Here is a 26,110-nt window from a genome sequence, read left to right on the forward strand (position 1 = left end):
CCGATCAACACAAAAAGTATAGGACGGTTAACTTTTCTGCGGAAATCGGGGAGGGGCAGGCGCCCGCATCACCGCGAGCATCTGGACCTTCAGATGCTCGCGAACGACTGCGTCCTCTCCCCCCAGCCGGGCGGCGAGAACCGGGGTGACCATGCCCATGACAGACGTGACCGCGATCTGGGCTCCCAGCTCGGACAGGTCCGGCCGTACCTCTACAAGCAGAGCCACCCACTCTTCGCGCAAGACCCGCATCTGGCCGATGAGACGCCGCCGGTCCTGCTCGGGCAGCCTCGGCAGTTCCCCTTGCAGGATCAGCATCAGCTCCTGGTTCTCCAGAGCGAACGCCGCGAACCACTCCACCAGCCTGACCAGACGCTCATCGGGCTCCTGCCCCTCGGCCTCCAGGACGGCTCGCCCTCCTTCGCCCAGCCGCTCCAGCGACAACTCGATCAGCGCAAGCAGAATGGCCTGCTTGCCCGCGAAATGCCGGTAAACCGCTGGCCCGCTGATGCCCGCGGCGGCGCCGATGTCGTCGATCCCGGTGAGGTCGTAGCCGCGCTCCACGAACAGGCGGGCGGCCTGCAGCAGGATGACCCGCTTACGCGCCCCGTGCTGACGCCCCCTCGCGATGAACGCCTCCAACTCAGCCATCACCGGCCTGTCGGATTGTGTCATCACCTGCTCCAATTCCTGCCGTCGGTGACGCTCAACGTATCGCCGCCGGCCGCCTCTTCAAGATGAGCGGTGTCCAGCCGATTCTCTGAGGACTCTCAAACCGGCTCCGTCGCGGGATCAGCCACCTCCTGATCCCGGCACCGGCCCAGCTCCAATCGCACCCTCGACCCTGCGTACCCCGGGATTTCAAGAAGACCGGCAACAGCCACCGGCGGGGCCCTGCCGGATGTTCTCCCGGGCTTACATCACCGTTGGTGATCCGGTTAATGTGGGACGGTGTGATCACGAGGTGTTCTCCCCCCGCTCGTGGCTCGCCGTGACGCTCATCGGCACGCTCGTGCCCGTCACGCCCGCCGCCGCCCACCGCTCCCCGGCGAAGGTCGCCGATCCCGTCAGCCACGTCGATCCGCTGATCGGCTCCGCGGGCGGCGGCAACACCTATCCCGGCGCCGTCACGCCGTTCGGGATGATCTCCTGGAGCCCGACCAACACAGCCGGCGACCAGACCAACGCCGCCGGCTCCAACGGCTACTCCTACAACACCCCGCGCGTGCGCGGCTTCGCGCTGACCCACGTCAACGGCGCGGGCTGCCATCCAGGAGCGGCGGGAGACGTCCCGATCATGCCGTACGCCGGCGACGTCACCTCGTCCCCCACGGCCGACACGAAGGACGCCGTCTACGCGAGCGGCTTCAGCCACGACAACGAGACCGCGCGCCCCGGCAGCGACACGTTCTTCCACCGCCCCGACGGCTCGTGGGCGACCGGCGGCGACGGCTTCCGCTACGACCCGACGAACGAGCCAGGCATCCACGCGCCGTGGCTCTACAACGCACTCGGGCAACCGTGGAAGACGCAGGAGACCGTGCGCGCGATGGCCGGGCTGGTCTACAGGACCGGCCCCGGCGGGCTGCCCGGCAACGACGACCTCGGCACCATGTCCGCGTGGTACGTCTTCGCCGCGCTCGGCATGTACCCCCAGACGCCCAGCCGCGCCGAGATGTTGTTGTCCAGCCCGATCTTCCCGAAGGCGTGGATCAGGCGCGGCAACGGCAGGACCATCACGGTGACCGCGCCGCAGGCCTCCCCTGAGGCGATCTACATCCGGGACGTACGGGTGAACGGCAAGCGCCACACCCGCTCCTGGCTGCCGGAGTCGCTGGTCAACGGCGGCGGGCACGTCGTGGTGGACGTCGGCACGGCCCCTGACAGGTCGTGGGGCACGGCCGCCCGCGACCTCCCTGTCGACCGCGTCCCGGCCGCGCGGGAGCCCGTCCCGAACCTGCCCGCCCCGTGCGAGCCGTCCGGCGGCGTCTGCCTGCACCGACCGCAGTACGACGTCGACGGAGTCGCCACCGCCGACGCCAAGGCGCAGGGCAACCTGGACGGCAAGGGCTGGAGCTTCCCCGCCGAGCAGCTGCCCGAGCCCGGCCCGCACACCGTGGACGGCACCGCGTACCTGATCCCCGAGACCAAGGGCACCGCGGTCAACTTCATGAGCATGCGCGGCCAGCGCACCTACCTGACGAAGGGCCGCTACCGCGCGCTCGACCTGCTGGTCACGGCCGTGAACGGCGACCAGCGGACCGAGCTCACGATCACCTACGCCGGCGGCGGCACGTCGGCGGCGCCCCTGCGGGTGACCGACTGGGCGAGCGCGTCACCGCACTTCGGGGAGCAGGCCGCGCTCACGGCCGACACCCGTTACCACGTCAACGGCACCTCGGACGGCCGCAAGGTCACCATCTGGCGGGTGTCCGTACCGGTCGACCCGGCCCGCGAGGCCGTCTCGTTCACCAGCTCCCCGACCCCCAACCTGAAGGTCTTCGCGCTCAGCGCCCGCGCCTGAGCGCCGGGCTCTCCCGTCGTGGCGGGCCGGCCGAAAAGATCGCGCGATATCGGCGCGGTTGAAGTAGCGTCGGCCGTCATGACACTCCCCCGTGAACGACCTCCCTTCATGGCCGACGAGCGCACGCAGCTCGTGGGCTGGCTCGACATGCAGCGCGCGATCGTCCAGTGGAAGTGCGAGGGGTTGTCGGAGGAGGACGCGCACCGCCCCGTCCTGCCCACCTCGCCCCTCATGACGGTGGCCGGCGTGCTCGCCCACCTGCGCTGGACCGAGCACTGCTGGTTCGAGGTGCTCTTCCTGGGCCGTTCCGCCGCCGGCAACCCGCAGTTCGACGAGGAGGCGGAGGAGGACGCCGACATGGTCGCCGACGGCGTGCCGACGGCCCGGCTGCTCGACGACTACGAACGCCAGTGCCGGACCTCCAACGAGATCATCGCGGCTCACTCGCTCGACGACGCCGGCAGGCATCCGCACTTCGGCGCCGCGCCGGCGAGCCTGCGCTGGATGGTGATCCACATGGTCGAGGAGACCGCCAGGCACGCCGGCCACCTTGACACGATCCGCGAGCTGCTCGACGGGAGGAAGGGCTACTACTAGACGCCGAGGACCTCGGCGGGTTCGGCGATGACGCGCTGGATGATCATCCCGGCCGCCCCCAGCACCGCCGCGTCCGGGCCGGTCCGCGAGACCACGAGGGCGGGCGGGCCGTCGCGCATGTGCGCCAGCCTGGCCCCCAGCCCGCCGGCCACGGGCCCCTCCAGCCACGGGAACAGCGGCGCGAAGACGCCGCCGAGCACGATCATGCCCGGGTCGAGCAGGTGCACGGCCGAGGTGAGCGCCACGCCGAGGGCTTCGCCGGCCCGCTCGCACGTCTCCAGCGCCCGCGGGTCGCCCGACTCCAGCCGTGCCACCAGCTCGGAGACCGAGTCCAGCGCTCCGAGCAGGGTGTCCTGCCCGGCATAGACCTCCAGGCAGCCGCGGCCGCCGCACCGGCACGCGGGCCCGTCGGGCACGACGACGACGTGGCCCAGCTCGCCCGCCAGCCCGAACGTGCCCCTGAACAGGCTGCCGGCCACCACGAGCCCGGCGCCGACGCCGATCTCGCCCGACACGTAGAGGAAGTCGGTCTCCCGCGCGCCGAACCACAACTCGCCGAGCGCCGCCAGGTTGGCCTCGTTGTCGATGGCGAACGGCAGGTCGACCACGTCGGCCACCCGTACGTCCCGCCAGCCGAGGTGCGGCGCGCTGCGCAGCGTCTCACCCTCGACGGTGCCGGGAACGGCGAGCGCGGCGCCGATGACCCGCAACCCGGCCGCCTCGGCCTCGGCGATGGTCTCCTTGGCCAGTCCGCGCAGCTCGTGCAGGATGTGCGCGGGGTCGGAGTTGCGGTTGTCGGCCGGGCGGGTGCGGCGCAGGCGTACGGTGCGGGTGAGGTCGACCACGCAGGCCGCCAGATAGTCGATGTTGATCTCCAGCCCCAGCGTGGCCACCCGGTGGCCGCTCAGGCTCACGGCGACTCCCGGGCGGCCCCGCTCGCCGTCCCTGACGGCGCCGCGTTCGGTCACCACCCCCGCCTCCAGCAGGTCGGCGACGAGGCTGGACACGGTGGTCTTGGTGAGCCCGGTCAGCTCGGCGAGCGCGGCGCGGGTGTGCGGCCCCGACCGGTGGATCGCGCCGAGTACGACGGCCAGGTTACGGGCACGCATGGAATCATGACGGACCCCTCTTGACGCCACCATGCTCACCTCCTCAGGATTATGTACAGATTATGGACTAAAGACCGAAGGACGCACCATGACCGCATTCACGCCCACCCCCGACGACCGCTTCACCTTCGGCCTCTGGACTGTCGGATGGCAGGCCCGCGACCCGTTCGGCGACGCCTCCAGGCCGCCGCTCGACCCGGTCGAGAGCGTGCACCGCCTGGCCGAGCTCGGCGCGCACGGCGTCACCTTCCACGACGACGACCTCCTCGCGGTCGAACCCGACCGGGACAAGGCCATCGCGGCGTTCAGGAAGGCCCTCGACGAGACCGGCATGAAGGTGCCGATGGCCACCACCAACCTGTTCACCCACCCGGTCTTTAAGGACGGCGCGTTCACCAGCAACGACCGCGACGTGCGGCGCTACGCCCTGCGCAAGGTCATGCGCAACATCGACCTGGCCGCCTCGCTGGGCGCGAAGACGTACGTGTGCTGGGGCGGCCGCGAGGGCGCCGAGTCCGACGCCGCCAAGGACGTCAAGGCGGCCATGGAGCGCTACAAGGAGGGCCTGGACCTGCTCTGCTCGTACGTCCGCGACCGCGGCTACGACCTGCGCTTCGCCCTGGAGCCCAAGCCCAACGAGCCCCGCGGCGACATCCTGCTGCCCACGATCGGCCACGCCCTGGCGCTGATCAACGAGCTGGAGCACCCCGAGATGGTGGGCCTCAACCCCGAGGTCGGCCACGAGCAGATGGCCGGGCTCAACTTCGTGCACGGCATCGCCCAGGCGCTGTGGCACGGCAAGCTCTTCCACATCGACCTCAACGGCCAGCACGGGCCGAAGTACGACCAGGACCTGGTCTTCGGCCACGGCGACCTGAAGAGCGCGTTCTTCCTGGTCGACCTGCTGGAGAACGGCGGCTACGACGGCCCCCGGCACTTCGACTACAAGCCGCTGCGCACCGAGGACCGCGAGGACGTGTGGGTCTCGGCGGCGGCGAACATGCGGACCTACCTCATCCTCAAGGAGAAGTCGCGCGCCTACCGGGCCGACCCCGAAGTGCAGGAGGCCCTGCGCGCCTCCCGCGTGGACGAGCTCGCCCAGCCCACCCTCGCGGCCGGCGAGACGTGGACCGACCTGGCCAAGGACGACTTCGACCCCGAGGCCGCGGCCGAGCGCGGCTTCCACTTCACCCGGCTGAACCAGCTCGCGCTCGAGCACCTCATGGGGGTACGCGGATGACGAAACCCGTCAGTGTCCAGCTCTACACCGTCAGGGAGCCGCTGGCCGCGGGCCGCGACGACGTGCTCAGGCGGATCTCGGAGATCGGCTACACCGCGGTCGAGCCGTACGACCCCACCTCCGACCCCAAGGGTTTCCGCCAGGTAGCCGACGACCTGGGGTTGCGCGTGTCGAGCACACACGCGGGCGCGCTGCTCCGGCAGGAGCCCGCCGAGGTCTTCGACGCGGTCGCCACGCTCGGCACCGATCTGGTGATCGTCCCCGCCGGGATCGCGCACGAGGAGTTCACCACCGCCGACGGCATCGCCCGTACGGCCGACCTGTTGAACGGCCTGGCCGAGCAGGCGGCCGGGCACGGGATGCGGGTCGGCTACCACAACCACTGGTGGGAGCTCGAGCCGAAGATCGACGGCCGGCACGCCATCGAGGTGCTGGCCGACCGGCTGGCTCCCGAGGTGTTCCTGCAGATCGACACCTACTGGGCGGCGGTCGGCGGCGCCGACGTGCCCGCCCTGCTCGGCCGCCTGGGGGAGCGCGTGATCGCGCTGCACGTCAAGGACGGCCCGGTGGTCAAGGGCGAGCCGCACACCGCGGTCGGCAGGGGTGTCATGCCCGTGCCGGAGATCCTCGCCGCGGCCCCTGACGCCTGGCGCGTCGTCGAGCTCGACGAGTGCGCCACCGACATCTTCGCCGCCCTGGCGGACAGCCACGCCTATCTCACCTCCTTGGAGAGCCTTTGAGCAACGGCCCCGTCGGCGTCGCCCTGGTCGGCGCCGGAGTCATCAGTGGCCAGTACCTCCGCAACCTCACCGCCTTCCCCGACGTGCGCGTGCTCGCCGTCGCGGACCTCGACGCCGACCGGGCCGCGACCGTCGCCCGCGAACACGGCGTTCCCGTCTCCGGCGACCTCGGCACGGCGCTCGCACTGCCCGACGTGGAGATCGTGGTCAACCTCACGGTCCCGTCGGCGCACGCGGCCGTCGCGCTGGAGGCCCTGCGCGCCGGCAAGCACGTGTACGGCGAGAAGCCCTTCGCCATGGACATGGACGAGGGCGCCAAGGTCATGGCCGAGGCCGCCAACCGGGGCCTGCGCCTCGGTTGCGCCCCCGACACGTTCCTGGGCGCCGGGCTCCAGTCGACCCTGCACGCCCTGCGCTCCGGCCTCATCGGCACGCCGGTCGCGGTCGCGGCGGCCACGCAGAGCCTCGGCCCAGAGTCGTGGCACCCCAACCCCGAGTTCTTCTACCAACCCGGCGGGGGCCCGCTCTTCGACCTCGGCCCCTACTACCTGACCGCCCTCGTGTCCCTGTTCGGCCCGGTCAAGCGGGTCGCGGCCGGCACCCGCAAGGCCCGCGAGCAGCGCGTCGTCGGGTCAGGGCCCAAGGCGGGCACGGCCTTCCCCGTCGATGTCCCCACCCACGTCAACGCCCTGCTGGACTTCCCCGGCGCCGCCACGGCGACGGCGACGTTCAGCTTCGACTCGCCCGTCAACCGCAGGATGATCGAGGTCATCGGCACCGAGGGCGCGCTGTCGCTTCCCGATCCCAACACGTTCGAAGGCCCGCTGCTGGCCCGCGGCCTGCGCGACACGAACTGGCGCGAGCTGCCCGTGTCGGGCACGACGGTGAGCCGCGGCATCGGCGTGCTGGACCTGGCCAGATCGTTGCGCGCGGGCACGCCGCACCGGGCGTCGGGCGAGCTGGCCTACCACGTGCTGGAGCTCATGTCGTCGATCGCGCAGTCGGGCGAGCGTTCGGAGTTCCGTCCCATCTCCTCCACCACGACCGCGCCGGAACCGCTTCCGGCAGATTGGGATCCGCACGCGGCCACCCTGTCCTGATCCGGCGGCGACCGTGCTCCGGGCGGGACGGAGTACGGTCGCCGAGCCGGCGGACCCGTACGGTATCGCGTTGGCTTGAACCGGCCGGACCCGCAAGAATGGCGCGATGGCGGAAAGTGCCGAGACCGACTGGGTCTCCAGGTTCGCGGACGAGGTGATCTCCGAGGCGGAGAGACGCGCTCCGGGCAAACCGATCGTCTGCGCGTCGGGGTTGAGCCCGTCGGGCCCGATCCACCTGGGCAACCTGCGTGAGGTCATGACCCCACACCTGGTCGCCGACGAGATCCGCCGGCGCGGCCTCGACTGCGTCCACCTGCTGTCGTGGGACGACTACGACCGCTTCCGCCGGGTCCCCGCGGGCGTCGACCCGTCCTGGGCCGAGCACATCGGCAAGCCGCTGACCTCGGTGCCCGCCCCTCCCGGCAGCGTGCACGCCAACTGGGCCGAGCACTTCAAGGCGCCGATGGCAGAGGCTCTCAAGGAGCTGGGCGTCGACTGTCGCGACATCAGCCAGACGGAGCAGTACACCTCGGGCGCCTACCGCGAGCAGATCCTGCGGGCGGTGCGCGAGCGGGCGGCGATCGACGCCGTGCTGTCGCGCTACCGCTCGAAGCAGGTCGAGGACTACTTTCCGTACAAGCCGTACTGTGACCTGTGCGGGCGCGACCTGACGACGGTCACCGCCTATGACGACGAGACCACCGAGCTGGCCTACACCTGCGAGTGCGGCTTCGGCGAGACGGTCCGGCTGGCCGAGCACGACCACGGCAAGCTGGTGTGGAAGGTCGACTGGCCGATGCGCTGGGCCTACGAGGGCGTGATCTTCGAGCCGTCCGGCGTCGACCACCACTCTCCCGGCTCCGCCTGGATCGTCGGCGGGCAGATCGTGGGCGAGGTGTTCGGCGGCCGGCAGCCGATCGGCCCCATGTACGCGTTCGTCGGCATCACCGGAATGGCCAAGATGAGCAGCTCCAAGGGCGACGTGCCGACCCCTGCCGACGCCCTGGAAATCATGGAGGCGCCGGTGCTGCGCTGGCTGTACGCCCGCCGCAAGCCCGCACAGTCCTTCAAGATCGCCTTCGACCAGGAGATCCAGCGCCTCTACGACGAGTGGGACGCGCTGGGCCGCAAGGTCGGCGCCGGGCAGGCCCAGCCGGCCGAGCAGGCCGCGCACAGGCGCGCGGTCAGCACCGCCGCGGGCCCGCTGCCCGCCACGCCGCACCCGATCCCCTACCGCACGCTGGCCTCCGTCCTCGACATCACGACCGGGCACGCCGGGCAGACCATCCGCATCCTGCGCGACCTCGACGGGGTCGGCTCGCTCGACGACGCCCGCCCGCGCCTGGACAAGGCGCAGAGCTGGGTCGACGACCACCTGCCCCCCGACCTGCGCACCCGCGTGCGCGGCACTCCCGACTACGAGCTGCTCGACTCGCTCGGCCCCGGCGCGCGCGAGTCGTTGCGGCTGCTGGCCGACGGCCTCGACGACTGGTCGATCGAGGGCCTCACCGCGCTGGTGTACGGCGTGCCGAAGGTCCAGGCCGGGCTGCCGGCCGACGCCCAGGCGACACCGGAGCTGAAGGCGGCGCAGCGGGCCTTCTTCGCCCTGCTCTACAAGCTGCTCGTCGGCCGCGAGACCGGCCCCAGGCTGCCCACGCTGCTGATGGCCGTCGGCGCCGACCGGGTGCGCAAGCTCGTCGGCGCATGAGGGGCGTCGTCCTCATCACCGGCATCTCGGCCGCCGGCAAGTCCACCGTGGCGCAGGCCCTGGCCGAGCGGCTGCCGCGCTCCGCCCACGTGCGGGGCGACGTGTTCCGGCGCATGGTGGTCGGCGGCCGCGCCGAGATGACGCCGGAGGAGACGGACGAGGCGCAACGCCAGCTCCACCTTCGTTACCGCATTGCAGCGAATACTGCGGACATGTATTGCGAAGCCGGATTCACATCAATTGTTCAGGACGTCGTTATTGGTGGGGATTTGGAGCGGTTTACGGAAATGGTCCGTTCTCGGCCTTTGCAGGTCGTCGTTCTCGCTCCCGACCCGGCGGCCGTGGAGCGCCGCGAGCGGGCGCGCGGCAAGCGCGGATACGCGGGCGGATGGACGATTGCCCAGCTGGACGCCGTGTTGCGCGACGAGACGCCGCGCCTCGGCCTGTGGCTCGACACCTCCCGGCAGAGCCCGGAAGAAACCGTGAACGAGATTATCTCTCGGGTCAGAGAGGCTCAAATAGGAGGCGATGGATAAGAACCCTGACCCATGCAAGGAATCGTCAAGTGAGCTGCATGCGAAAGGGGGGATTTTTCTGCCATGAACAACCAGCCTTTCGCCGTCAGCGTCAGCGTCATCGTTCCCGCGATGAACGAGGCCGACAACCTCCCCCACGTGTTCGCCACGCTGCCCGAGTGGATCGACGAGGTGATCCTCGTCGACGGCAACTCGACCGACGACACCGTCGCCGTGGCGCGCGAGCTGCGCCCCGGCCTCCGGGTCGTCACGCAGACACGGCGCGGCAAGGGCAACGCCCTCATCGAGGGTTTCCAGGCCGCACGCGGCGACATCATCGTCATGATCGACGCCGACGGCTCCACCAACGGCCGGGAGATCCGCTCGTTCGTCGCCACGCTGGTCAACGGCGCCGACTTCGCCAAGGGCTCCAGGTACGCCCCTGGTGGCGGCTCGGACGACCTCAGCCCGATCCGCTCGCTCGGCAACAAGGTCCTCACCGGGCTGACGAACCTCCTCTACGGCACCCGCTACACCGACCTCTGCTACGGCTACAACGCCTTCTGGACCCGCCACCTCGACGCCCTCGACCTCGACTGCGACGGGTTCGAGATCGAGACCCTGATGAACGTCAGGGCCGCCCAGGCCGGCCTCGTCATCCGCGAGGTCCCCAGCCACGAGCGCTCCCGCATCCACGGCGAGAGCAATCTGCACGCGCTGCGCGACGGCTGGCGCGTGCTCAGAACGATCCTGCGGGAGCGCGGTCGCGGCAGCGCCGTCACGGCCCAGGCGCAGGTGGCCCTGGCGAAGTGAGCCGGTGGCGCCGGCCACGTGAATAGTGACATTCTCTGACAATGCGCTACATAGTGATCGGAGCGGGAGCAGTCGGGGGAACCATCGGGGCCCGCCTGTTCCAAGGCGGCCACGACGTTCTGCTCATCGCGAGAGGCGCCCACCACGACGCGCTCAAACGTGACGGCCTGCGCCTGATCACCCCGGATTCCACCGAAACCCTCCACATCCCCACCGCCGACGGCCCCGTGCCCACACGCGACGGCGACGTGCTGATCCTGGCCACCAAGTCGCAGGACACCATCGCCGCACTCGACCCGTGGCCGACCGGCCTGCCCGTGGTCTGCGCCCAGAACGGCGTCGCCAACGAGCGCATGGCCCTGCGGCGGTTCGAGCACGTCCACGGCATGTGCGTGTGGTTGCCCGCCGAACATCTGCGGCCCGGCGTGGTGACCGCGAACGGCCACCCGTACTCCGGCATGCTGCACGTCGGCCGCTATCCACAGGGTGTGGACGAACTCACCGAGCAGATCGCCACCGACCTCGGCAAGCACGGACTCGTCGGGCGGGCCGTCCCCGACGTGATGCGCTGGAAGCACGGCAAGCTGATCGGCAACCTGGGCAACGCCGTCGAGGCGCTGCTCGGCCGCGTGGACGGAGTCGCCGAGGTGGTCACGCGGGCCAGGGTGGAGGCCATGGCCGTGCTCGACACGGCCGGCATCGCGTACTCGACGAACGAGGAGGAGGCCGAGGTGCGCGGCCGGCGGGTCGACATCCGCCCGGTCGAGGGCGCCCAGCGCGGCGGCGGGTCGTCGTGGCAGAGCCTGGCCAGGGGCAGCGGCTCGATCGAGGCCGACTACCTCAACGGCGAGATCGTCCTGCTCGGCCGGCTGCACGGCGTGCCCACCCCCGTCAACGAGGTGCTGCGGCGCGAGGCCAACAGCGCCGCCCGCGAGAAGCTGCCGCCCGGCTCGATGCGGTTGGAAACGCTGCGAGCGCTCATCGACGAGCGTTGCGCATCCTGATCCCGCTGAACTCCAGCGTGCTCGCCGTCACCTCGTTCCAGAACGGCCACAGGTCGGCCATCACCCTGAGCTGGATGCCGGCCTCCTCGTGCAGCTCGAACAGGTCGGAGACCGGCTCGGGCGGACCCAACGGCGCCACGGGAACCGTCGCGACCACGGCGTGCGGCGGATCGCCGATGGGCTTGAAGTCGTCGGCCGGGAGCCGGTAAGCGTAGAGCCGGACGTCCATGATGGCCCGCAGCCAGCCGTACTCGACGGCGTGGACCCGCTCGCCGCAGCCCACGCCGACGATCCGGTCGAGGTCCTCCTGGGTGGTGCGCGGGCCGGCCCACGCCATCGCCCGGGGGCAGTCGCGGGGGAACCAGTAGTCGGGGCACCGGTCGTGGCCGACCGCCCACACGTAGGGCTCGGTCCGTACGGACGTCGGCGCGACATGCGGCACGAACCGCTCGATGGTCGGGTCCTCGGAGAAGTGCAGCACCTCGCCCGGTCCAGGTCTCATGATGACCATCATGGCGCATATCCCGCCGCCGCCAGGGCAGGGGAAACCCGCTCTGACGACAAGGGGTGAGTTCGGATGATCTTTTTAGGTGTGCTTCTGGTCCTGCTCGCCGGCGCCGCCGTCGCGCTGGTCCTCACCGAGGAGAGCGCCAGGTACATCCTGTTCGGATACACCTTCGAGCCCAGTCACCTGGAGATGTTCCTCGCGGGGACGGCCGTCGCGGCCGTCCTGCTCGCGGGGTTCTGGCTGATCGGCTCGGGGTCCCGCAGGACCGCCAGGCAGCGCCGCAGGCTCCGCAGCGCCAAGGCCGAGGCTTCCAGCCGGGTGGCCCGGCTGGAGGACGAGAAACGCGATCTGGAACGCAAGCTCGAACGCGACGGCTCCTCCGGTGACCGCCTCGTGTCGCGCGGACCCCAGGACACGCGTCCGTGACGCCGGTCAGGCGTTCACGCTCTGGCGTGCGGGTAGCAGGTTGCCCTCACGCCAGAGCGCGAACCCCGTGATCAGCGCGCCGAGCCCCTCCCAGAGCCCGACGCCGAAGAACTTGGCCGGCGCCGCGCCCGTCAGCACCAGCGTGGTGAACACCGCGAACGTCACCAGCCGGAACGGCACCGTCCAGCGGAAGAACGGGGTGTAGTTCGCCGAGGCCGCGAAGACGTAGTAGACGCCCATGTTGACCGCAGCCATCGACGAAGCGGCCATGTAGACCAGCGTGTAGTCCCCCGTCGGCCTGGTGTCGAGCACCTCGAAACCCAGCATGACCAGCAGGGTGTCAGGAGAGATCAGACCGAGCAGGCCGAGGGCGAAGGCGAGGAAGCCGAAGACCGCGATGGTCCAGCCCGAAAAAGAACGCGGGAGACGCACAGAAATCCTTCCAAAGGGGGGTGTACTCTGCGAGGCGATCTCATCATGCACCCGGAGGTCGCATGCCCCCCACGCGTGGCCGCCCCATCGCGCTGAAAATCCTCATCCTCCTCCTCGTCCCGCTGCTGTCCCTCGTGGGCCTGTGGGCGTTCGCCGCGGGACTGACCGGCGGCGACGGCGTCCGGCTGCTGGCGATCAACGACCTGGCGGGCAACCTGGCCATCCCGTCGGAGCAGGTCAACATCCACCTGCAGAACGAGCGGCTCGTCTCGACGCAGTTCCTGGCCACGGGCAAGGGCGCCGGCAAGGTGGCCCAGCAGCGCAAGTCCACCGACCAGGCCATGGCCACGTTCCGCAGGCTGGCCAGGGCCCAGCAGGACCTGACCCCCGCCATGACCACGCAGCTCAACGCGCTGAACACCAAGCTCGGCGGGCTCCCCGACCTCAGGCGCGCGGTCGACGGCGGCACGGCCGCGCCGCTCGACATCGTCGAGGGCTACAGCCAGATCGTCGACGCGTCCTTCCGCATGTACGACGCCATGGTGCTGGTGCCCGACATGTCCCTCTACAAGCAGGCCAGGGCGATCACGATGCTCGGCGAGGCCAAGGACATGTTGTCCAGGGAGCAGGCAGTGATCGCGGTGGTGCTCGCCAAGGGCAAGGTGGAGCCCAGGGAGCGAGGGGCGTTCACGGCCATGGTCGCCACCAGGCGGCTGCTCTACTCCCAGGCGCTCTCCCACCTCGACGACGAACTGCGCGGCCCGTACGAGCGGTTGTCCGCGTCGCCGGTCTACCGGGAGTTCGTCCGCACCGAGGACACCATCCGCACCCGGACCGCCGCCATCGGCCTGCCGCCCACGGCGGCCACCTGGCCCGTCGACGCACAGAACCTGTGGCAGGCCGTCGAGGACAACCAGAGCGCGGCCGTGCGGGGCATCACCGCCCGGGTCACGCCGACGGCCATCGGCATGCTGGTCAAGCTCGGCGTGGCGGGCGGCGTGGGCCTGATCGCCGTCATCGCCTCGATCGTGCTCTCGCTGCGCTTCCGCAGGCGCCTGGTGAGCGAGCTGGCCGGGCTCCGCGACGCCGCCACGGAGCTGGCCGAGGTACGGCTGGCCGAGCTGGTCAGGCGGCTGCGCAAGAACGTCGACCCGCCCAAGCCCGAGGAGGTGGCGCCGCTGAAGGTCAGGACCAGCACCTCCGAGGTGAGCGACATCGTCCAGGCGTTCAACGAGGTGCAGTCCACGGCCGTCGAGGCCGCGCTGGGCCAGGCCAAGCTGCGGCACGGCGTCAGCCAGGTCTTCGTGAACCTGGCCAGGCGCAACCAGTCGCTGCTGCACCGGCAGCTGCTGCAGCTCGACAGCATGGAGCGGGCCACCGAGGAGCCGGAGACGCTGGCGGACCTGTTCAAGCTCGACCACCTCACCACCCGCATGCGCCGGCACGCGGAGAGCCTCATCATCCTGTCCGACCAGGCTCCGGGGCGCGGCTGGCGCAACCCGGTGCCGGTGCACGACGTGTTGCGCGCGGCCGTCGCGGAGGTCGAGGAGTACGAGCGGGTCGAGGTGCTCCAGCCGCCGCCGGTCTCCCTGCTGGGCTCGGTGGTCACGGACGTGGCCCACCTGGTGGCCGAGCTGGTGGAGAACGCCACTCTCTTCTCCCCGCCGCAGACCAAGGTGGACGTGCGCACCTCCAGCACCGCGCACGGCCTCATGATCGAGATCGAGGACCGCGGCCTCGGCCTGCCCCGCGTCGAGCTCGACGAGCTCAACGAGCGGCTGTCGACGGTGCCGGAGTTCGACCTGGCGCAGAGCGACCGGCTCGGCCTGTTCGTGGTCGGCAGGCTCGCGTCCAGGCACGGCATCAAGGTCACCCTGGCGCCCTCGCCGTACGGCGGGCTGACCGCGATGGTCGCCCTGCCTTCGTCGCTGCTGGCCGGCCAGCCGGTGCTCAGCGGCCGGTGACGGGCCCAGTGGCCGGGTCAGTGGCCGGGTCAGTGAGAGGGCCGGTGACAGGCGTCGCGCCGGCCGGTGCCAGGCGCAGGAACGGCTCGCTGAAGTGCGCGGTGGCGAGGATCGCCCGCTCGGCGCGGAGCGCGGCGAGGGTCTCCGCGCGGGTGCGCGCGGCGGCCTCCTGGTCGCCGTCGTAGAGGTAGCGCAGGCGCGGATCGTCCAGCTGCACCGGGTGGAGTACGAGGTCGCCGGTCATGGCCACGTCGCCAGCCCTGGCGATCTGGTGTCCGGGGGTGTGGCCGGGTGCGAGGTGCACGCGCACGCCCGGCGCGACGTCCGCGTCGCCCTCGACGACGTGCAGCTGATCCTTGATCGTGGTGACGACGTCGTCGAGCATCGGGCCGGCGGCGGCGTCGAGCTCGGCCCGCTGGAGCACGTAGCGGGCGTTCTCGAACGCGGGCCTGCCGTCCGCGACAGCGCCCGAGGCGTGGTCGCCGTGCAGGTGGGTCAGGATGACGGTGCCGATGTCGGCGGGCGACACCCCCACGGCGGCGAGCTCGCCGGCCAGCGTGCCGGGGACCGGCGCCCAGCTGGCCGCCGGTGAGTCGACGCCGCCGATGCCGGTGTCGACCAGCGTCAGGCGGCCGGCCGCGTCACGCAGCAGGTAGCAGTGGAAGTGCAGGACCCAGGGCTCGTCGGGCAGGCCCGAGCCGGCGAACATCTCATCGAGCGGGCGTCGGATGGCGGGGCCCATGGGGCCGACGGCGTCGCAGAGCGGGGTCACGTCGACGCCGGACACGGTGATCGGTCGGTGCGGCATCCGGTAAGGCTACGCCGTCGCTCAGGCGGCGACCGGCTCGCCCGGGACGTATTCGTTCTCGACGTCGGCGGCGAAGACGGCGCGGCGGCAGCGGGCGCACCTGTACATGATCGGGCCTTCGTCGAGCTCGTTGTGGCACCGCGGGCAGTTGACGGTCTTCATGATGCTCCCCCAGATTCTCTCTTCGCCTTCATGGAACCCCCATCGAGTTGCAGGGATCCTGCATGCCACTAGATATGACGCCGCTGCGTCGATGGGAGTTGTGTCCTTCGGTACACCGAGCGCGGTAATTTTCCTCGCCCCGCGGTGTCGAGAAGAACATTGTCACGCGTCTACCCGGCGTTCGCCGGTCAAGACACGGGAACGGCCCGGGAATAGTCCGAGCGGGCTAGGCGTTGCATGGGCCAGATGGTGTGGTATGTTCCCAACCAGCGTTGAGCTCAGGCTCCGCTGATCCTCATCTCACAGCCCCGCCCCGCTTCACGGGGGCCCGGCTCGTGTTCCTTTCTCTGCCAACCCGTTACGGGTTCGGCGCATTCCCCTGAGGGGTCCATCATGTCTGTGCAAACCATTCCGCGGCAGCGTGCCTCCACGTCGGTCCGGCATGTGACCGGCCTTCTGGACGTACGCGAAAAATCCGCATTTCTCCGGGCCGGCCATCTGCCGGGACCGGGCGACGTACGCCTCACACCCGACAAGCTCCGCCAGTACGACCTGCGTCCCGGCGACCACGTGACCGCCACCCTCGCCGGCAACAAGCTGGTCGGTGTCGAGTCCGTCAACGGCGCCGCACAATGGCGCGACCGTCCCCGCTTCGCCGACCTGACACCGATCCACCCGACAGAACGGCTCAGCATCGAGACGGAGTCGCTCAGCACGCGCGTCATCGACCTGTTCGCCCCCATCGGCAAGGGGCAGCGCGGCCTGATCGTGGCGCCGCCCAAGGCCGGCAAGACCATGGCGATGCAGGCGCTGGCCGCCGGGATCTCCCGCAACCACCCCGAGGTGCACCTCATGGTCCTCCTGGTCGGCGAGCGGCCCGAGGAGGTCACCGAGATGCGCGCCACCATCGACGGCGAGGTCTTCTCCTCCACCTTCGACCACCCCGACCGCGACCACGCCGCCCTCGCCGAGCTGGCCGTCGAACGGGCCAAGCGGCTCGTCGAGGCAGGGCAGGACGTGGTGCTGCTGCTCGACTCGCTGACGCGGCTCGGGCGCGCGTACAACAACCTGGCGCCCGGCGGGGGGCGCGTGCTCACCGGCGGCATCGACGCCACCGCCCTCTACCCGCCCAAACGCTTCTTCGGCGCCGCCCGTAACGTCGAGGGCGGCGGTTCCCTCACCATCCTCGCCACCGCACTGGTGGACACCGGCTCGCGGATGGACAACAGCCTGTACGAGGAGTTCAAGGGCACGGGCAACATGGAGCTGCACCTGACCCGCGAGCTGGCCGAGCGGCGGTTGTTCCCGGCCGTCGACCTGGACGCATCGGGCACCCGGCGGGAGGAGATCCTGCTGCACCCGCAGGAGCGGCAGGTCATCTGGCGGCTGCGCCGGATGCTCACCACGCAGGAGAAGCGGCAGGGGCTCGAGATGCTCGTCGGCAAGCTCCGCGCCACCCCATCCAACGCCGCGTTCCTCCTGGAAGCGAGCGCGTGACGTGCGTGCACCAGAATGGGCGCATGCTGGCTGACATCGTCGACTGTCTGAGTTGTCCCGTGTGCCGTGCGGGGCTGCGGATCGACGCGGCCACGGTGCGGTGCGCGCAGGGGCACACGTTCGACATGGCCAGGCAGGGATACGTCAGCCTCCTGGTCGGCTCCAGGCCGCCGGGCACCGCCGACACCGCCGCGATGGTGGCCGCGCGGGCCGGTTTCCTGGACGCGGGGCACTATGCCCCTTTGGCGGACGCCGTGGCGCAAACCGTGCGGGCGCATGTCACGCGGCGGGCAGAACATGAGTCCTCCACGGAAACGAGTGACGGCGCCGAGCTGAGGGCGTACCGTGGGGCGCAAATGGAGGCCGGTCACGGCCCGGGGCCGGCCGGCCGCGGGCAGGGGCCGGAGATCGTCGAGGGTCGTCGCGCGGAGGGCAGGGCCGCGCCGGTGATCGTCGACGCAGGAGCGGGCACCGGGCACTACCTGGCGGCCACGCTCAACGCGGTGACCGATGGCATCGGGATGGCATTCGATGTGTCGAAGCACGCTGTGCGCCGGGCGGCGCGGGCGCATCCGAGGGCGGGAGCGTTCGTGGCCGACGTGTGGCGGCCCCTCCCGATCCGGGATGGGGTGGCCGATGTGGTGATCGACGTGTTCGCGCCCAGGAACGGGCCGGAGTTCGGCAGGATTCTGCGGCCCGGCGGCGTCGCGGTGGTCGTCACTCCCGCGAGGGCTCATCTGAGCCCGCTGGTCGAGGAGCTGGGCCTGCTCTCCGTGGACGACGAGAAGGAGCGCAGGGTGGCCCGGAGCCTGGAGGGGTTCGCCGAGCGCGAGCGGCGTTCGGTGGAGTTCGAGATGGAGTTGGGGCACGATGACATCGCCCAGGTGATCGGGATGGGCCCGAGTGCGTGGCATACCGATGCGACTACGCTCGATGAGCGAATTGCCTCATTTATCTCCCATAACGTCGCGAAAGGACGTCATAAAGTAACGACGCACGCGGCGTTTCACCTGTCTATCTATGAACCCGTCCCCCGATCAAGTCCCGTTCCTTGACGGGCCCGCGTGGCCGATGTTACTGATGGGGCATTTAGTCCGAAATTCCCCCACATTTCCTAAGTATTTCCCCGGCACAGGCGCAATACTGGACGACATCCATCGCCCCGAGGCGAAGGACTTCAGGGAGGGAGCGCGCCGGATGAAGGCGGAGGAACGCTGGCAGGCCAGGTTCCGGGCCTCGCGCATGACGCTGCCGTCCTGGGCCCGCCAGGCCCCCAACCGCTCCATCTACCGTTCCAACGCCACCGGCACCTGGCAGGTCTACGCGTGGGACCGCGTGTCGGGCTCCACCCGCCAGGTCACCGACCGGCCCAGGGGCGCGGTGTACGCCGCCATCGACCCGACCGGCCAGTGGATCTACTGGTTCGCCGACACCGAGGGCGACGAGTTCGGCTCGTGGTGGCGCCAGCCGTTCAACGGCGGCCCCGACGAGCCGGTCGCGCCCGGCATCCCGCCGGGCCAGCCCGGCGGGATCGCGCTGTCCGCGACAGGCGTCGCGGCGATCAGCCTGGCCAGCGGCGGAGCGTTCCGCATCCACCTGGTACGCGCCGGCGAGCCTGCCACGCTCCTGTACGAGCACCCCGAGGCCAACTGGGTGACCGACATGTCACTCGACGGCTCCCTGATCGCCATCAACCACGGCGAGTACGCCGACTACCGGCATCCGGCGCTGCGCGTCGTCCGCCCCGACGGCGACACGGTCGGCGAGCTCCACGACGGCCCCGGCAAGGGGGTCCTCGGCCTCACCTTCGCCCCGGTCATGGGCGACCGCCGCCTGCTCGCCCTGCACGAGCGCCGCCGGCGCCACGAGCCACTGGTATGGGACCCGGTGACCGGCGAGCAGCGCGAGATCTGGCTGCGGGACTCCGGCGACCTGGCAGCCGAGTGGTACGACGACGGCCGCGGCCTGCTCATCCTGCGCGACGACCGCGCCCGCAGCCACCTGCACCGCTACGACCTGGCCGGCGGCGTGCTGAAGCTCATCGAGACGCCGCACGGCGTGATCGACGACGCCGCCCCGCGGCCCGGCGGCCATGTCGAATACTCCTGGTCGAGCGCCTCCCACCCGCCGGTCATCCGGTCGAGCAACGACCAGGTCGTGGTCAACTCCAGCGGCCCGCCCGCCCCTCCGAGCGTCCCCGTGGAGGACCTCGACGTCGAGGGCGAGGGCGGCCGCATCCACGCGCTGGTCAGCAGGCCCGAGACCGGCACCTCGCCCTACCCGACGATCTTCCTGTTGCACGGCGGGCCGGCGGCGCACGACCGCGACGCCTTCTCACCCGAGGTCGCGGCCTGGGTGGACGCCGGGTTCGCGGTGGTGCGGGTCAACTACCGCGGCTCGACCGGCTACGGGTCGGCCTGGCGTGACGCGCTCCGCGGCGACGTCGGGCACACCGAGCTGGCCGACGTGGCCGCCGTGCACCGGTGCGTGGTCGAGCGCGGCATCTCCGACCCCGGCCGGACGGTGCTCGCGGGCTCGGGTTGGGGCGGCTATCTCACGCTGCTCGGCCTCGGCACCCAGCCCGACCTGTGGGCGGCCGGCATCGCCGCGGTGCCGCTGGCCTGCCACCAGACGTCGTACGAGGACGAGGCGGAGAGCCTGCGGGCCTACCATCGGGCGTTGTTCGGCGGCTCACCCGACGAGCAGCCCGAGCGGTACGCGGCCAGCTCCCCCATCACCTACGTCGAGCAGGTGCAGAGCCCGCTGCTGATCCTGGCGGGCGAGAACGACGCCCGCTGCCCGATGCGCCAGATCGAGAAGTACGTGGCCAAGCTGGCCGAGCACGGGCGCGATCACGAGGTCTACACCTACGACGCCGCCGCGAGCTCGCTCCTGGTCTCGGAGCGCATCGCCCAGCTCGCGTGCCAGCTCGATTTCGCCCGAAAGCACGTCAAACTGCACTAACCACTGACATGTCGTAAGAAGTTGGGCGACTCCGTCGCTTGATCGTCGGGCTTCCCGGCTGCCACCATCACGCCACCGCCGAGCCGGAAGGGCGTACTTGGAGCTCCACGATCGCCACGTTGTCGTGCCCGCCACGATCGCCGGACCGCCGGCCTGACGTGCTAGCGGGCGCGCAACACCACGATCGCCAGGTCGTCGGCGCTCGGCTCGGAGGCGAAGTCGGCCGCACCCCTGCGGATGCGCTCGGCCACCGCTCTGGCCGACAGTCCCGCGCACTCGGCCAGCAGCTTGGCCAGGCCGCCGTCGTCGTCGAGCAGCCGCCCGCCGGAGCGCCGTTCGGTCACCCCGTCGGTCACCGCCAGCAGCACGTCGCCATGGTCGAGGCGGATCGTGTCGGCCTCGAACGTCACCTCGTTGAAGACCCCCAGCAGCGACTGCGGGGTGGTCACCGCCTCCACCTTGCCGCCCTTGAGCCGCAGCGCCTCGGGGTGACCCGCCGACACCAGGCGCAACTCCAGCCCGGTCTCCACCGGCGTGATCTCGCCGTGCAACAACGTGAGGAACCTGGCCCGCTCGCCCTCCTCGAGGATCGCCTGGTTGAGCCGGCCGAGCACGGCCGCCACGCCGTACCCCTCCCTGGCGAGCAGCCGCAGCGTGTGGCGGGCGAGGCCGGTCACGGCGGCGGCCTCGGGGCCGGTGCCGCAGACGTCGCCGATCGCGAAGCGCCACGACCCGTCGCCCGCCTTGAACAGGTCGTAGAAGTCGCCGCCGACCTCGTTGGCCTCGCCGGCGGGTTCGTAGATGACGCCGTAGTCGAGGCCGGGGACCTCGGGCTCGTTGGGCGGCAGCAGGCTGCGCTGGAGCGCGCGGTTGGCGGCCGCCTGCTGGGCGTAGAGCCTGGCGTTGTCCATGGCGAGCGCGGCGCGCCTGCCGATGTCCTCGGCGAACTGGATGACCTCGTCGGGGAAGCGGTCGGGGCGGCCCAGGCACATCATGCCGAGGCTGCGGCCGCGCGCCGTGAGCGGCACCGCGAGGACGTGCGAGTCGTTCACGTGGAACGCGGAGGTGGCCCCGGTGTCGGCGCCGTCGACGTCCATGCCGTCGAGCTGCTCGCGCAGGCCGTCGATCCTGGCCTCGTCGGCGTGCCAGAGGTAGACCAGCCGCAGCGGGCCCACGGCGTTGTCGGAGGTGTAGACGGCGCACCAGCTGGACAGCCTCGGCACCACGACCTGGGCGACGATCGCGGGGACCATGTCGGGATCGAGCGTGCCCGCCAGCAGGTCACTCGCGTCGGCGAGGAACCCCAGCCAGTGGGGACCCCTGGAACTTTCCTCCAGCCATTCGGCTGCCACTCTGTCCGCCGAGCCGGGTACCGTGATCCTAGCCCAGTGGACACGGGAATCACCCGCGAAGGTGACTCCCCACTCTTCGACATTCGCGGAAGGAGCCTTTGGATCACTCTGGGAGAGGTTTTGCTGCCGCAACTCGACCTGTACGGCGTCCCCAAAATGCTTCCAAATCACCTCAAACGGCTCGTCAGCGACTTGCTCCGCCAAGTCCCCCGCGACCTGCTCCGCGGTGTGGAGCACGCCACCGGTGGCCCACGCGGTCATCACCTCGCGCGTGAACCTCATCGCAGCGGTCACAGCGGTCACGCCCGGCGCGAACGTCGCAGCGAGCACCGCATGGGGAGAAGCAGTCATCCCAACGTGCCTACCACACTTCCCGTTGACTTGGGGTAAATCCAAGGACAGGACTACGAGCTACTCATCGTGACAGACTTGAATCACTCGCCGGAGCACGCCGCGAGTGAAGGAGGCCCCATGACCACGGCCAAAGCCACGCTAACTCCGGAGGAGAGGACGTACACCGAGTCGGATCTCGTTCCCATCCTGGAGACCCTGTTCTCCTGGCGGGACGGCGACTTCCGGCGACGGGTCCCTCATGCCCCTCCCGGGATACTCAGCGAGGTGCGGCTGCTGCTCAACGAAGTGGCCGACCGGCGCGAGCATCTCTCCAACGAGCTCACACGCGTACGCAAGGAAGTCGTCAAAGAAGGCCGATTCGGGGAGCGGCTGACCCCCGGTCCCGGCGTCGGCGCCTGGGCGGAGAGCGTCGAGTCGGTCAACATCCTGATCGACGCGCTGGTCAGCCCGGTGAGCGGCGCGGCCGACGTCATCGACGCGGTGGCCAAGGGCGATCTGTCACGACGCATCGACCTCGACCGCACGGCGCGCGGCGAGGTGCGGCGGCTGGGCAAGGCCATCAACGGCATGGTCGACCAGCTCGCGCTGTTCAACACCGAGGTGACGAGGGTCGCGCGCGAAGCGGGCACGGAGGGCCGGCTGGGCGGCTCGGCCAACCTGCGGGGCATGTCGGGCAGCTGGCGCGACCTCACCGAGGCCGTCAACACGATGTCGTCCCGCGTGGCCGCGCAGGTGCGCGACATCGCGGTCGTGACCACCGCGGTGGCCAAGGGCGACCTGAGCCGCAAGGTGACGGTCGACGCGGTGGGCGAGATGTTCGAGCTGAAGAACACCGTCAACACGATGGTCGACCAGCTCTCCGGCTTCGCGGAAGAGGTGACGCGAGTCGCCCGCGAGGTGGGCACCGAGGGCCAGCTCGGCGGCCAGGCGCAGGTGCCCGGCGTGTCCGGGGTCTGGGAAGACCTCACCGACAACGTCAACTTCATGGCCAACAACCTCACCTCCCAGGTGCGCAGCATCGCGACCGTGGCGACGGCGGTGGCCCAGGGCAACCTGTCGAAGAAGATCACCGTTGACGCGCAGGGCGAGATCCTCCAGCTGAAGGACACCCTGAACACCATGGTCGACCAGCTGTCGTCCTTCGCCGACGAGGTCACCCGCGTCGCCCGCGAGGTGGGCACCGAGGGCAAGCTGGGCGGCCGCGCCGAGGTGAAGGGCGTGTCGGGCGTCTGGAAAGACCTCACCGACAACGTCAACTCGATGGCCAACAACCTGACCTACCAGGTGCGCAACATCGCCCAGGTGACCACCGCGGTCGCCAACGGCGACCTCACCCGCAAGATCGACGTCGACGCCCAGGGAGAGATCCTCGAGCTCAAGTCGACCATGAACACGATGGTCGAGCAGTTGTCGTTGTTCGCATCCGAGGTCACCCGCGTCGCCCGCGAGGTGGGCACCGAGGGCCAGCTCGGCGGCCAGGCACAGGTGCGCGGCGTGTCCGGGGTCTGGAAGGACCTCACCGACAACGTCAACTCGATGGCCAACAACCTGACCTCGCAGGTGCGCCAGATCGCGGCGGTCTCGTCCGCGGTGGCGCAGGGCAACCTGTCCAGGAAGATCACCGTCGACGCGCAGGGCGAGATCCTCCAGCTGAAGGACACTCTGAACACGATGGTCGACCAGCTGTCGTCCTTCGCCGACGAGGTCACCCGCGTCGCCCGTGAGGTGGGCACGCAGGGGCAGCTGGGCGGCCAGGCCCGGGTGCAGGGCGTGTCGGGCGTCTGGAAAGACCTCACCGACAACGTCAACTTCATGGCCAACAACCTGACCTACCAGGTGCGCAACATCGCCGAGGTGACCACCGCGGTCGCCAACGGCGACCTCACCCGCAAGATCGACGTCGACGCCCAGGGCGAGATCCTCGCGCTGAAGACCACCATCAACCGCATGGTCGACCAGCTGTCGTCGTTCGCCTCCGAGGTCACCCGCGTCGCCCGCGAGGTCGGCTCGGAAGGCCAGCTCGGCGGCCAGGCCCGCGTCGAGGGCGTCGAGGGCACGTGGAAGCGGCTCACCGAGAGCGTCAACGAGCTGGCCGGCAACCTCACCACGCAGGTGCGCGCCATCGCCACCGTGACCAGCGCCGTGGCGCGCGGCGACCTCACCCGCTCCATCGCCGTCGAGGCGCAGGGCGAGCTGGCGGAGCTGAAGGACTACATCAACTCGATGGTGGCCAACCTCCGCGAGACCACCCAGGCCAACCAGGAACAGGACTGGCTCAAGTCCAACCTGGCCCGCATCTCCAGGCTCATGCAGGGCCACCGCGACCTCCTCGAGGTCGCCAAGCTCACGATGAGCGAGCTGACCCCGCTGGTGTCGGCCCGCTACGGCGCCTTCTACAGCATCGACCCGGAAGGCGACCACGAGCTGATGCTGATCGGCGGCTACGGCGTGCGCCCCGACCGGGGGCCGCGCCAGCGCTTCGCGATCGGCCAGGGCATCGTCGGCCAGGCGGCGGCCGAGGGCCGGCACATCATCCTCGACGACGTCCCGCCGGAGTTCATCACCATCGACAGCGGGCTCAGCAGGTCCACGCCCGCGCAGATCGTCGTGCTGCCCATCCTGTTCGAAAGCCGGGTGCTCGGCGCGCTCGAGCTGGCCTCGTTCACGCCGTTCGGCGAGGTGCACCTCGACTTCCTGACGCAGCTCGTCGAGACCATCGGCGTCACGATGAACACGATCATCGCCAATTCCCGCACCGAAGACCTGCTGACCGAGTCGCAGCGGCTCACCAGGGAGCTGCAGGAGCGCTCCGACGAGCTGCAGCGCCAGCAGGAGGAGTTGCGCAGGTCCAACGCCGAGCTTGAGGACAAGGCGGCGCTGCTGGCCAAGCAGAACCGCGCGATCGAGATCCAGAACTTCCAGATCGAGCAGGCCCGCCGCACCCTGGAGGAGCGCGCCGAGCAGCTCGCGGTGTCCTCGCGCTACAAGTCCGAGTTCCTCGCCAACATGTCTCACGAGCTGCGCACGCCGCTCAACAGCCTGCTGGTGCTGGCCAAGCTGCTGACCGAGAACGCCGAGGGCAACCTGACCTCGCAGCAGGTCGAGTTCGCCCGTACGATCCACAGCGCGGGCTCGGCGCTGCTCCAGCTCATCAACGACATGCTCGACCTGTCGAAGGTCGAGGCGGGCCGGATGGACATCCACCCCATCCAGGTGTCGCTGCCCAAGATGGTCGACCTGCTGGAGGCGGCGTTCGCGCCGCTGGCACAGGACAAGGGGCTGTCGTTCAGCGTCGAGGTCGCGCCCGACGTGCCGCAGGAGCTGCGCGCCGACGAGCAGCGCCTGCAGCAGGTGCTGCGCAACCTGCTCTCCAACGCGGTGAAGTTCACGCCGCGGGGCGAGGTGAAGCTGCGCATCTCCACCCCGCCCACCGGGGTGCAGTTCGACGACGACACCCTGCACGACGCCGACGACCTGCTCGCCTTCCAGGTGATCGACACCGGCATCGGCATCGCCCCCGACAAGCGGGACGTCATCTTCGAGGCGTTCCGGCAGGCCGACGGCACCACGAGCCGCAAATACGGCGGCACGGGCCTGGGCCTGGCCATCTGCCGCGACATCGCCCGGCTGCTCGGCGGCGAGATCCACGTCGACAGCGAGCTCGGCAGGGGCAGCACGTTCACCCTCTACCTGCCGGCCTCCTACACCGGCCCGCTGGCCGTGACCGACGGCGGCGCCGCGCGCAGGCAGCTCATGACCAAGCCGGCGGAGGAGCCCACGTCGCCGGCGCCCGAGCCGCCGATGCCGCTCGACCTGCCGTTGCCCGAGCTGGTCGAGACGCCGACCGAGACGCCCGCGCAGTGGCAGGGCGACGATCCGCTCGCCGGCGCGAAGATCCTCATCGTCGACGACGACATCCGCAACGTCTTCGCGCTGACGAGCGTGCTGGAGCGACATGGTTCCACGGTCGTCTACGCTGAAAACGGTCGTGAGGGGATCGAGCAGCTCGAACGGAACGAGGACGTCGCGCTCGTGCTGATGGACATCATGATGCCGGAGATGGACGGCTGGGCAACGACGTCGGCGATCCGGCGCATGCCCCAGTTCGCCGATCTGCCGATCATCGCGCTCACGGCCAAGGTCATGCGGGGCGACCGGGAGAAGAGCATCGCCTCGGGCGCGTCCGACTACGTGCCCAAGCCGGTCGACGTGGACCGCCTGCTCGAACGCCTGCGCGGCTGGCTCAGCCGCGGACGCGGCGCCGCGTCCGACTCACCAGCCGAAGGGTCGTGA

The 26,110-nt window shown here is 70.3% G+C and carries 21 protein-coding genes and 1 pseudogene; 15 read left to right on the top strand and 7 right to left on the bottom strand.

All coding sequences use genetic code 11. The features are described 5' to 3' along the window. Window positions 1–27 precede the first annotated feature (27 nt). Entirely contained in the window at window positions 28–675 is a 648-nt protein-coding gene (locus ACTWPV_RS29325) for a TetR/AcrR family transcriptional regulator (protein WP_443154263.1), read from the bottom strand. 289 nt (window positions 676–964) lie between these two features. On the opposite strand from ACTWPV_RS29325, the gene ACTWPV_RS29330 reads away from it, so the two are divergent. Together ACTWPV_RS29330 and ACTWPV_RS29335 are read left to right on the top strand one after the other, a co-directional pair. Beyond that, complete coding sequence (locus tag ACTWPV_RS29330; RefSeq protein WP_443154264.1) at window positions 965–2,524, top strand: glycoside hydrolase domain-containing protein; 1,560 nt, start codon at window positions 965–967, stop codon at window positions 2,522–2,524. A gap of 78 nt (window positions 2,525–2,602) precedes the next feature. Then, window positions 2,603–3,121, top strand: a complete 519-nt coding sequence (locus ACTWPV_RS29335; RefSeq protein ID WP_347646118.1) for a DinB family protein — start codon at window positions 2,603–2,605, stop codon at window positions 3,119–3,121. Here the strand turns inward: ACTWPV_RS29335 and ACTWPV_RS29340 are convergent. Next, a complete protein-coding gene (locus tag ACTWPV_RS29340; RefSeq protein ID WP_347646117.1) occupies window positions 3,118–4,230 on the bottom strand; it encodes an ROK family transcriptional regulator in 1,113 nt (370 codons plus the stop codon). The two genes, ACTWPV_RS29335 and ACTWPV_RS29340, sit on opposite strands and share 4 nt — an antisense overlap. An 88-nt stretch (window positions 4,231–4,318) precedes the next feature. Between ACTWPV_RS29340 and xylA the strand changes: the two genes are divergently transcribed. From xylA to ACTWPV_RS29375, 7 genes are all read left to right on the top strand, one after another. Continuing rightward, window positions 4,319–5,470: a xylose isomerase gene (gene xylA / locus ACTWPV_RS29345; RefSeq protein WP_443154265.1), complete on the top strand. Its 1,152-nt coding sequence runs from the start codon at window positions 4,319–4,321 to the stop codon at window positions 5,468–5,470. Further along, complete coding sequence (locus ACTWPV_RS29350; protein WP_347646115.1) at window positions 5,467–6,210, top strand: sugar phosphate isomerase/epimerase family protein; 744 nt, start codon at window positions 5,467–5,469, stop codon at window positions 6,208–6,210. The genes xylA and ACTWPV_RS29350 overlap by 4 nt, the downstream gene beginning before the upstream one ends. Next, window positions 6,207–7,310, top strand: coding sequence for a Gfo/Idh/MocA family protein (locus ACTWPV_RS29355; RefSeq protein WP_443154266.1), 1,104 nt, complete (start codon window positions 6,207–6,209; stop codon window positions 7,308–7,310). The genes ACTWPV_RS29350 and ACTWPV_RS29355 overlap by 4 nt, the downstream gene beginning before the upstream one ends. A 106-nt stretch (window positions 7,311–7,416) precedes the next feature. Next, window positions 7,417–9,018 carry a lysine--tRNA ligase gene (gene lysS, locus ACTWPV_RS29360; protein WP_443154267.1) on the top strand — a complete coding sequence of 534 codons (1,602 nt, stop codon included), beginning with the start codon at window positions 7,417–7,419 and terminating at the stop codon, window positions 9,016–9,018. Next, window positions 9,015–9,554 carry an AAA family ATPase gene (locus ACTWPV_RS29365; RefSeq protein ID WP_443154268.1) on the top strand — a complete coding sequence of 180 codons (540 nt, stop codon included), beginning with the start codon at window positions 9,015–9,017 and terminating at the stop codon, window positions 9,552–9,554. Before lysS ends, ACTWPV_RS29365 begins: the two co-directional genes overlap by 4 nt. A 63-nt stretch (window positions 9,555–9,617) precedes the next feature. Continuing rightward, window positions 9,618–10,346 (top strand): glycosyltransferase family 2 protein, encoded by a 729-nt coding sequence (locus ACTWPV_RS29370; protein ID WP_443154269.1) that lies wholly within the window; start codon window positions 9,618–9,620, stop codon window positions 10,344–10,346. Between the two features lie 41 nt (window positions 10,347–10,387). Further along, complete coding sequence (locus tag ACTWPV_RS29375) at window positions 10,388–11,350, top strand: ketopantoate reductase family protein (RefSeq protein WP_443154270.1); 963 nt, start codon at window positions 10,388–10,390, stop codon at window positions 11,348–11,350. Here ACTWPV_RS29375 and ACTWPV_RS29380 read toward each other — a convergent pair. Continuing rightward, entirely contained in the window at window positions 11,325–11,852 is a 528-nt protein-coding gene (locus tag ACTWPV_RS29380; protein WP_443154271.1) for a DUF6886 family protein, read from the bottom strand. The two genes, ACTWPV_RS29375 and ACTWPV_RS29380, sit on opposite strands and share 26 nt — an antisense overlap. A 75-nt stretch (window positions 11,853–11,927) precedes the next feature. On the opposite strand from ACTWPV_RS29380, the gene ACTWPV_RS29385 reads away from it, so the two are divergent. Next, window positions 11,928–12,284 carry a hypothetical protein gene (locus ACTWPV_RS29385; protein ID WP_347646108.1) on the top strand — a complete coding sequence of 119 codons (357 nt, stop codon included), beginning with the start codon at window positions 11,928–11,930 and terminating at the stop codon, window positions 12,282–12,284. Between the two features lie 6 nt (window positions 12,285–12,290). On the opposite strand, the gene ACTWPV_RS29390 is transcribed toward ACTWPV_RS29385, so the two are convergent. Continuing rightward, complete coding sequence (locus tag ACTWPV_RS29390; RefSeq protein ID WP_347646107.1) at window positions 12,291–12,716, bottom strand: hypothetical protein; 426 nt, start codon at window positions 12,714–12,716, stop codon at window positions 12,291–12,293. 62 nt (window positions 12,717–12,778) lie between these two features. On the opposite strand from ACTWPV_RS29390, the gene ACTWPV_RS29395 reads away from it, so the two are divergent. Continuing rightward, a complete protein-coding gene (locus tag ACTWPV_RS29395; RefSeq protein ID WP_443154272.1) occupies window positions 12,779–14,680 on the top strand; it encodes a sensor histidine kinase in 1,902 nt (633 codons plus the stop codon). On the opposite strand, the gene ACTWPV_RS29400 is transcribed toward ACTWPV_RS29395, so the two are convergent. Both ACTWPV_RS29400 and ACTWPV_RS29405 read right to left on the bottom strand, forming a co-directional pair. Then, window positions 14,667–15,488, bottom strand: coding sequence for an MBL fold metallo-hydrolase (locus ACTWPV_RS29400; protein ID WP_443154273.1), 822 nt, complete (start codon window positions 15,486–15,488; stop codon window positions 14,667–14,669). The genes ACTWPV_RS29395 and ACTWPV_RS29400 overlap by 14 nt on opposite strands. 21 nt (window positions 15,489–15,509) lie before the next feature. Then, window positions 15,510–15,650, bottom strand: coding sequence for a hypothetical protein (locus ACTWPV_RS29405; protein WP_347646104.1), 141 nt, complete (start codon window positions 15,648–15,650; stop codon window positions 15,510–15,512). A gap of 393 nt (window positions 15,651–16,043) precedes the next feature. On the opposite strand from ACTWPV_RS29405, the gene rho reads away from it, so the two are divergent. From rho to ACTWPV_RS29420, 3 genes and pseudogenes are all read left to right on the top strand, one after another. Continuing rightward, window positions 16,044–17,147 carry a transcription termination factor Rho gene (gene rho, locus ACTWPV_RS29410; protein ID WP_443154274.1) on the top strand — a complete coding sequence of 368 codons (1,104 nt, stop codon included), beginning with the start codon at window positions 16,044–16,046 and terminating at the stop codon, window positions 17,145–17,147. Between the two features lie 23 nt (window positions 17,148–17,170). Continuing rightward, window positions 17,171–18,068, top strand: a pseudogene (locus ACTWPV_RS29415) (putative RNA methyltransferase); the annotation flags it as partial. A 276-nt stretch (window positions 18,069–18,344) separates the two neighbouring features. Next, window positions 18,345–20,111, top strand: coding sequence for a S9 family peptidase (locus ACTWPV_RS29420; RefSeq protein WP_443154275.1), 1,767 nt, complete (start codon window positions 18,345–18,347; stop codon window positions 20,109–20,111). A gap of 161 nt (window positions 20,112–20,272) precedes the next feature. On the opposite strand, the gene ACTWPV_RS29425 is transcribed toward ACTWPV_RS29420, so the two are convergent. Further along, complete coding sequence (locus ACTWPV_RS29425; protein WP_347646100.1) at window positions 20,273–21,463, bottom strand: PP2C family protein-serine/threonine phosphatase; 1,191 nt, start codon at window positions 21,461–21,463, stop codon at window positions 20,273–20,275. Window positions 21,464–21,934: 471 nt separating this feature from the next. Here ACTWPV_RS29425 and ACTWPV_RS29430 point away from each other — a divergent pair, with 471 nt between their 5' ends. Further along, on the top strand, window positions 21,935–26,110 hold the full coding sequence (locus ACTWPV_RS29430) for a HAMP domain-containing protein (RefSeq protein WP_443154276.1): 4,176 nt from the start codon (window positions 21,935–21,937) through the stop codon (window positions 26,108–26,110).

The sequence above is a fragment of the Nonomuraea sp. KM88 genome (assembly GCF_052245635.1).
Classification (GTDB): Bacteria; Actinomycetota; Actinomycetes; order Streptosporangiales; family Streptosporangiaceae; genus Nonomuraea.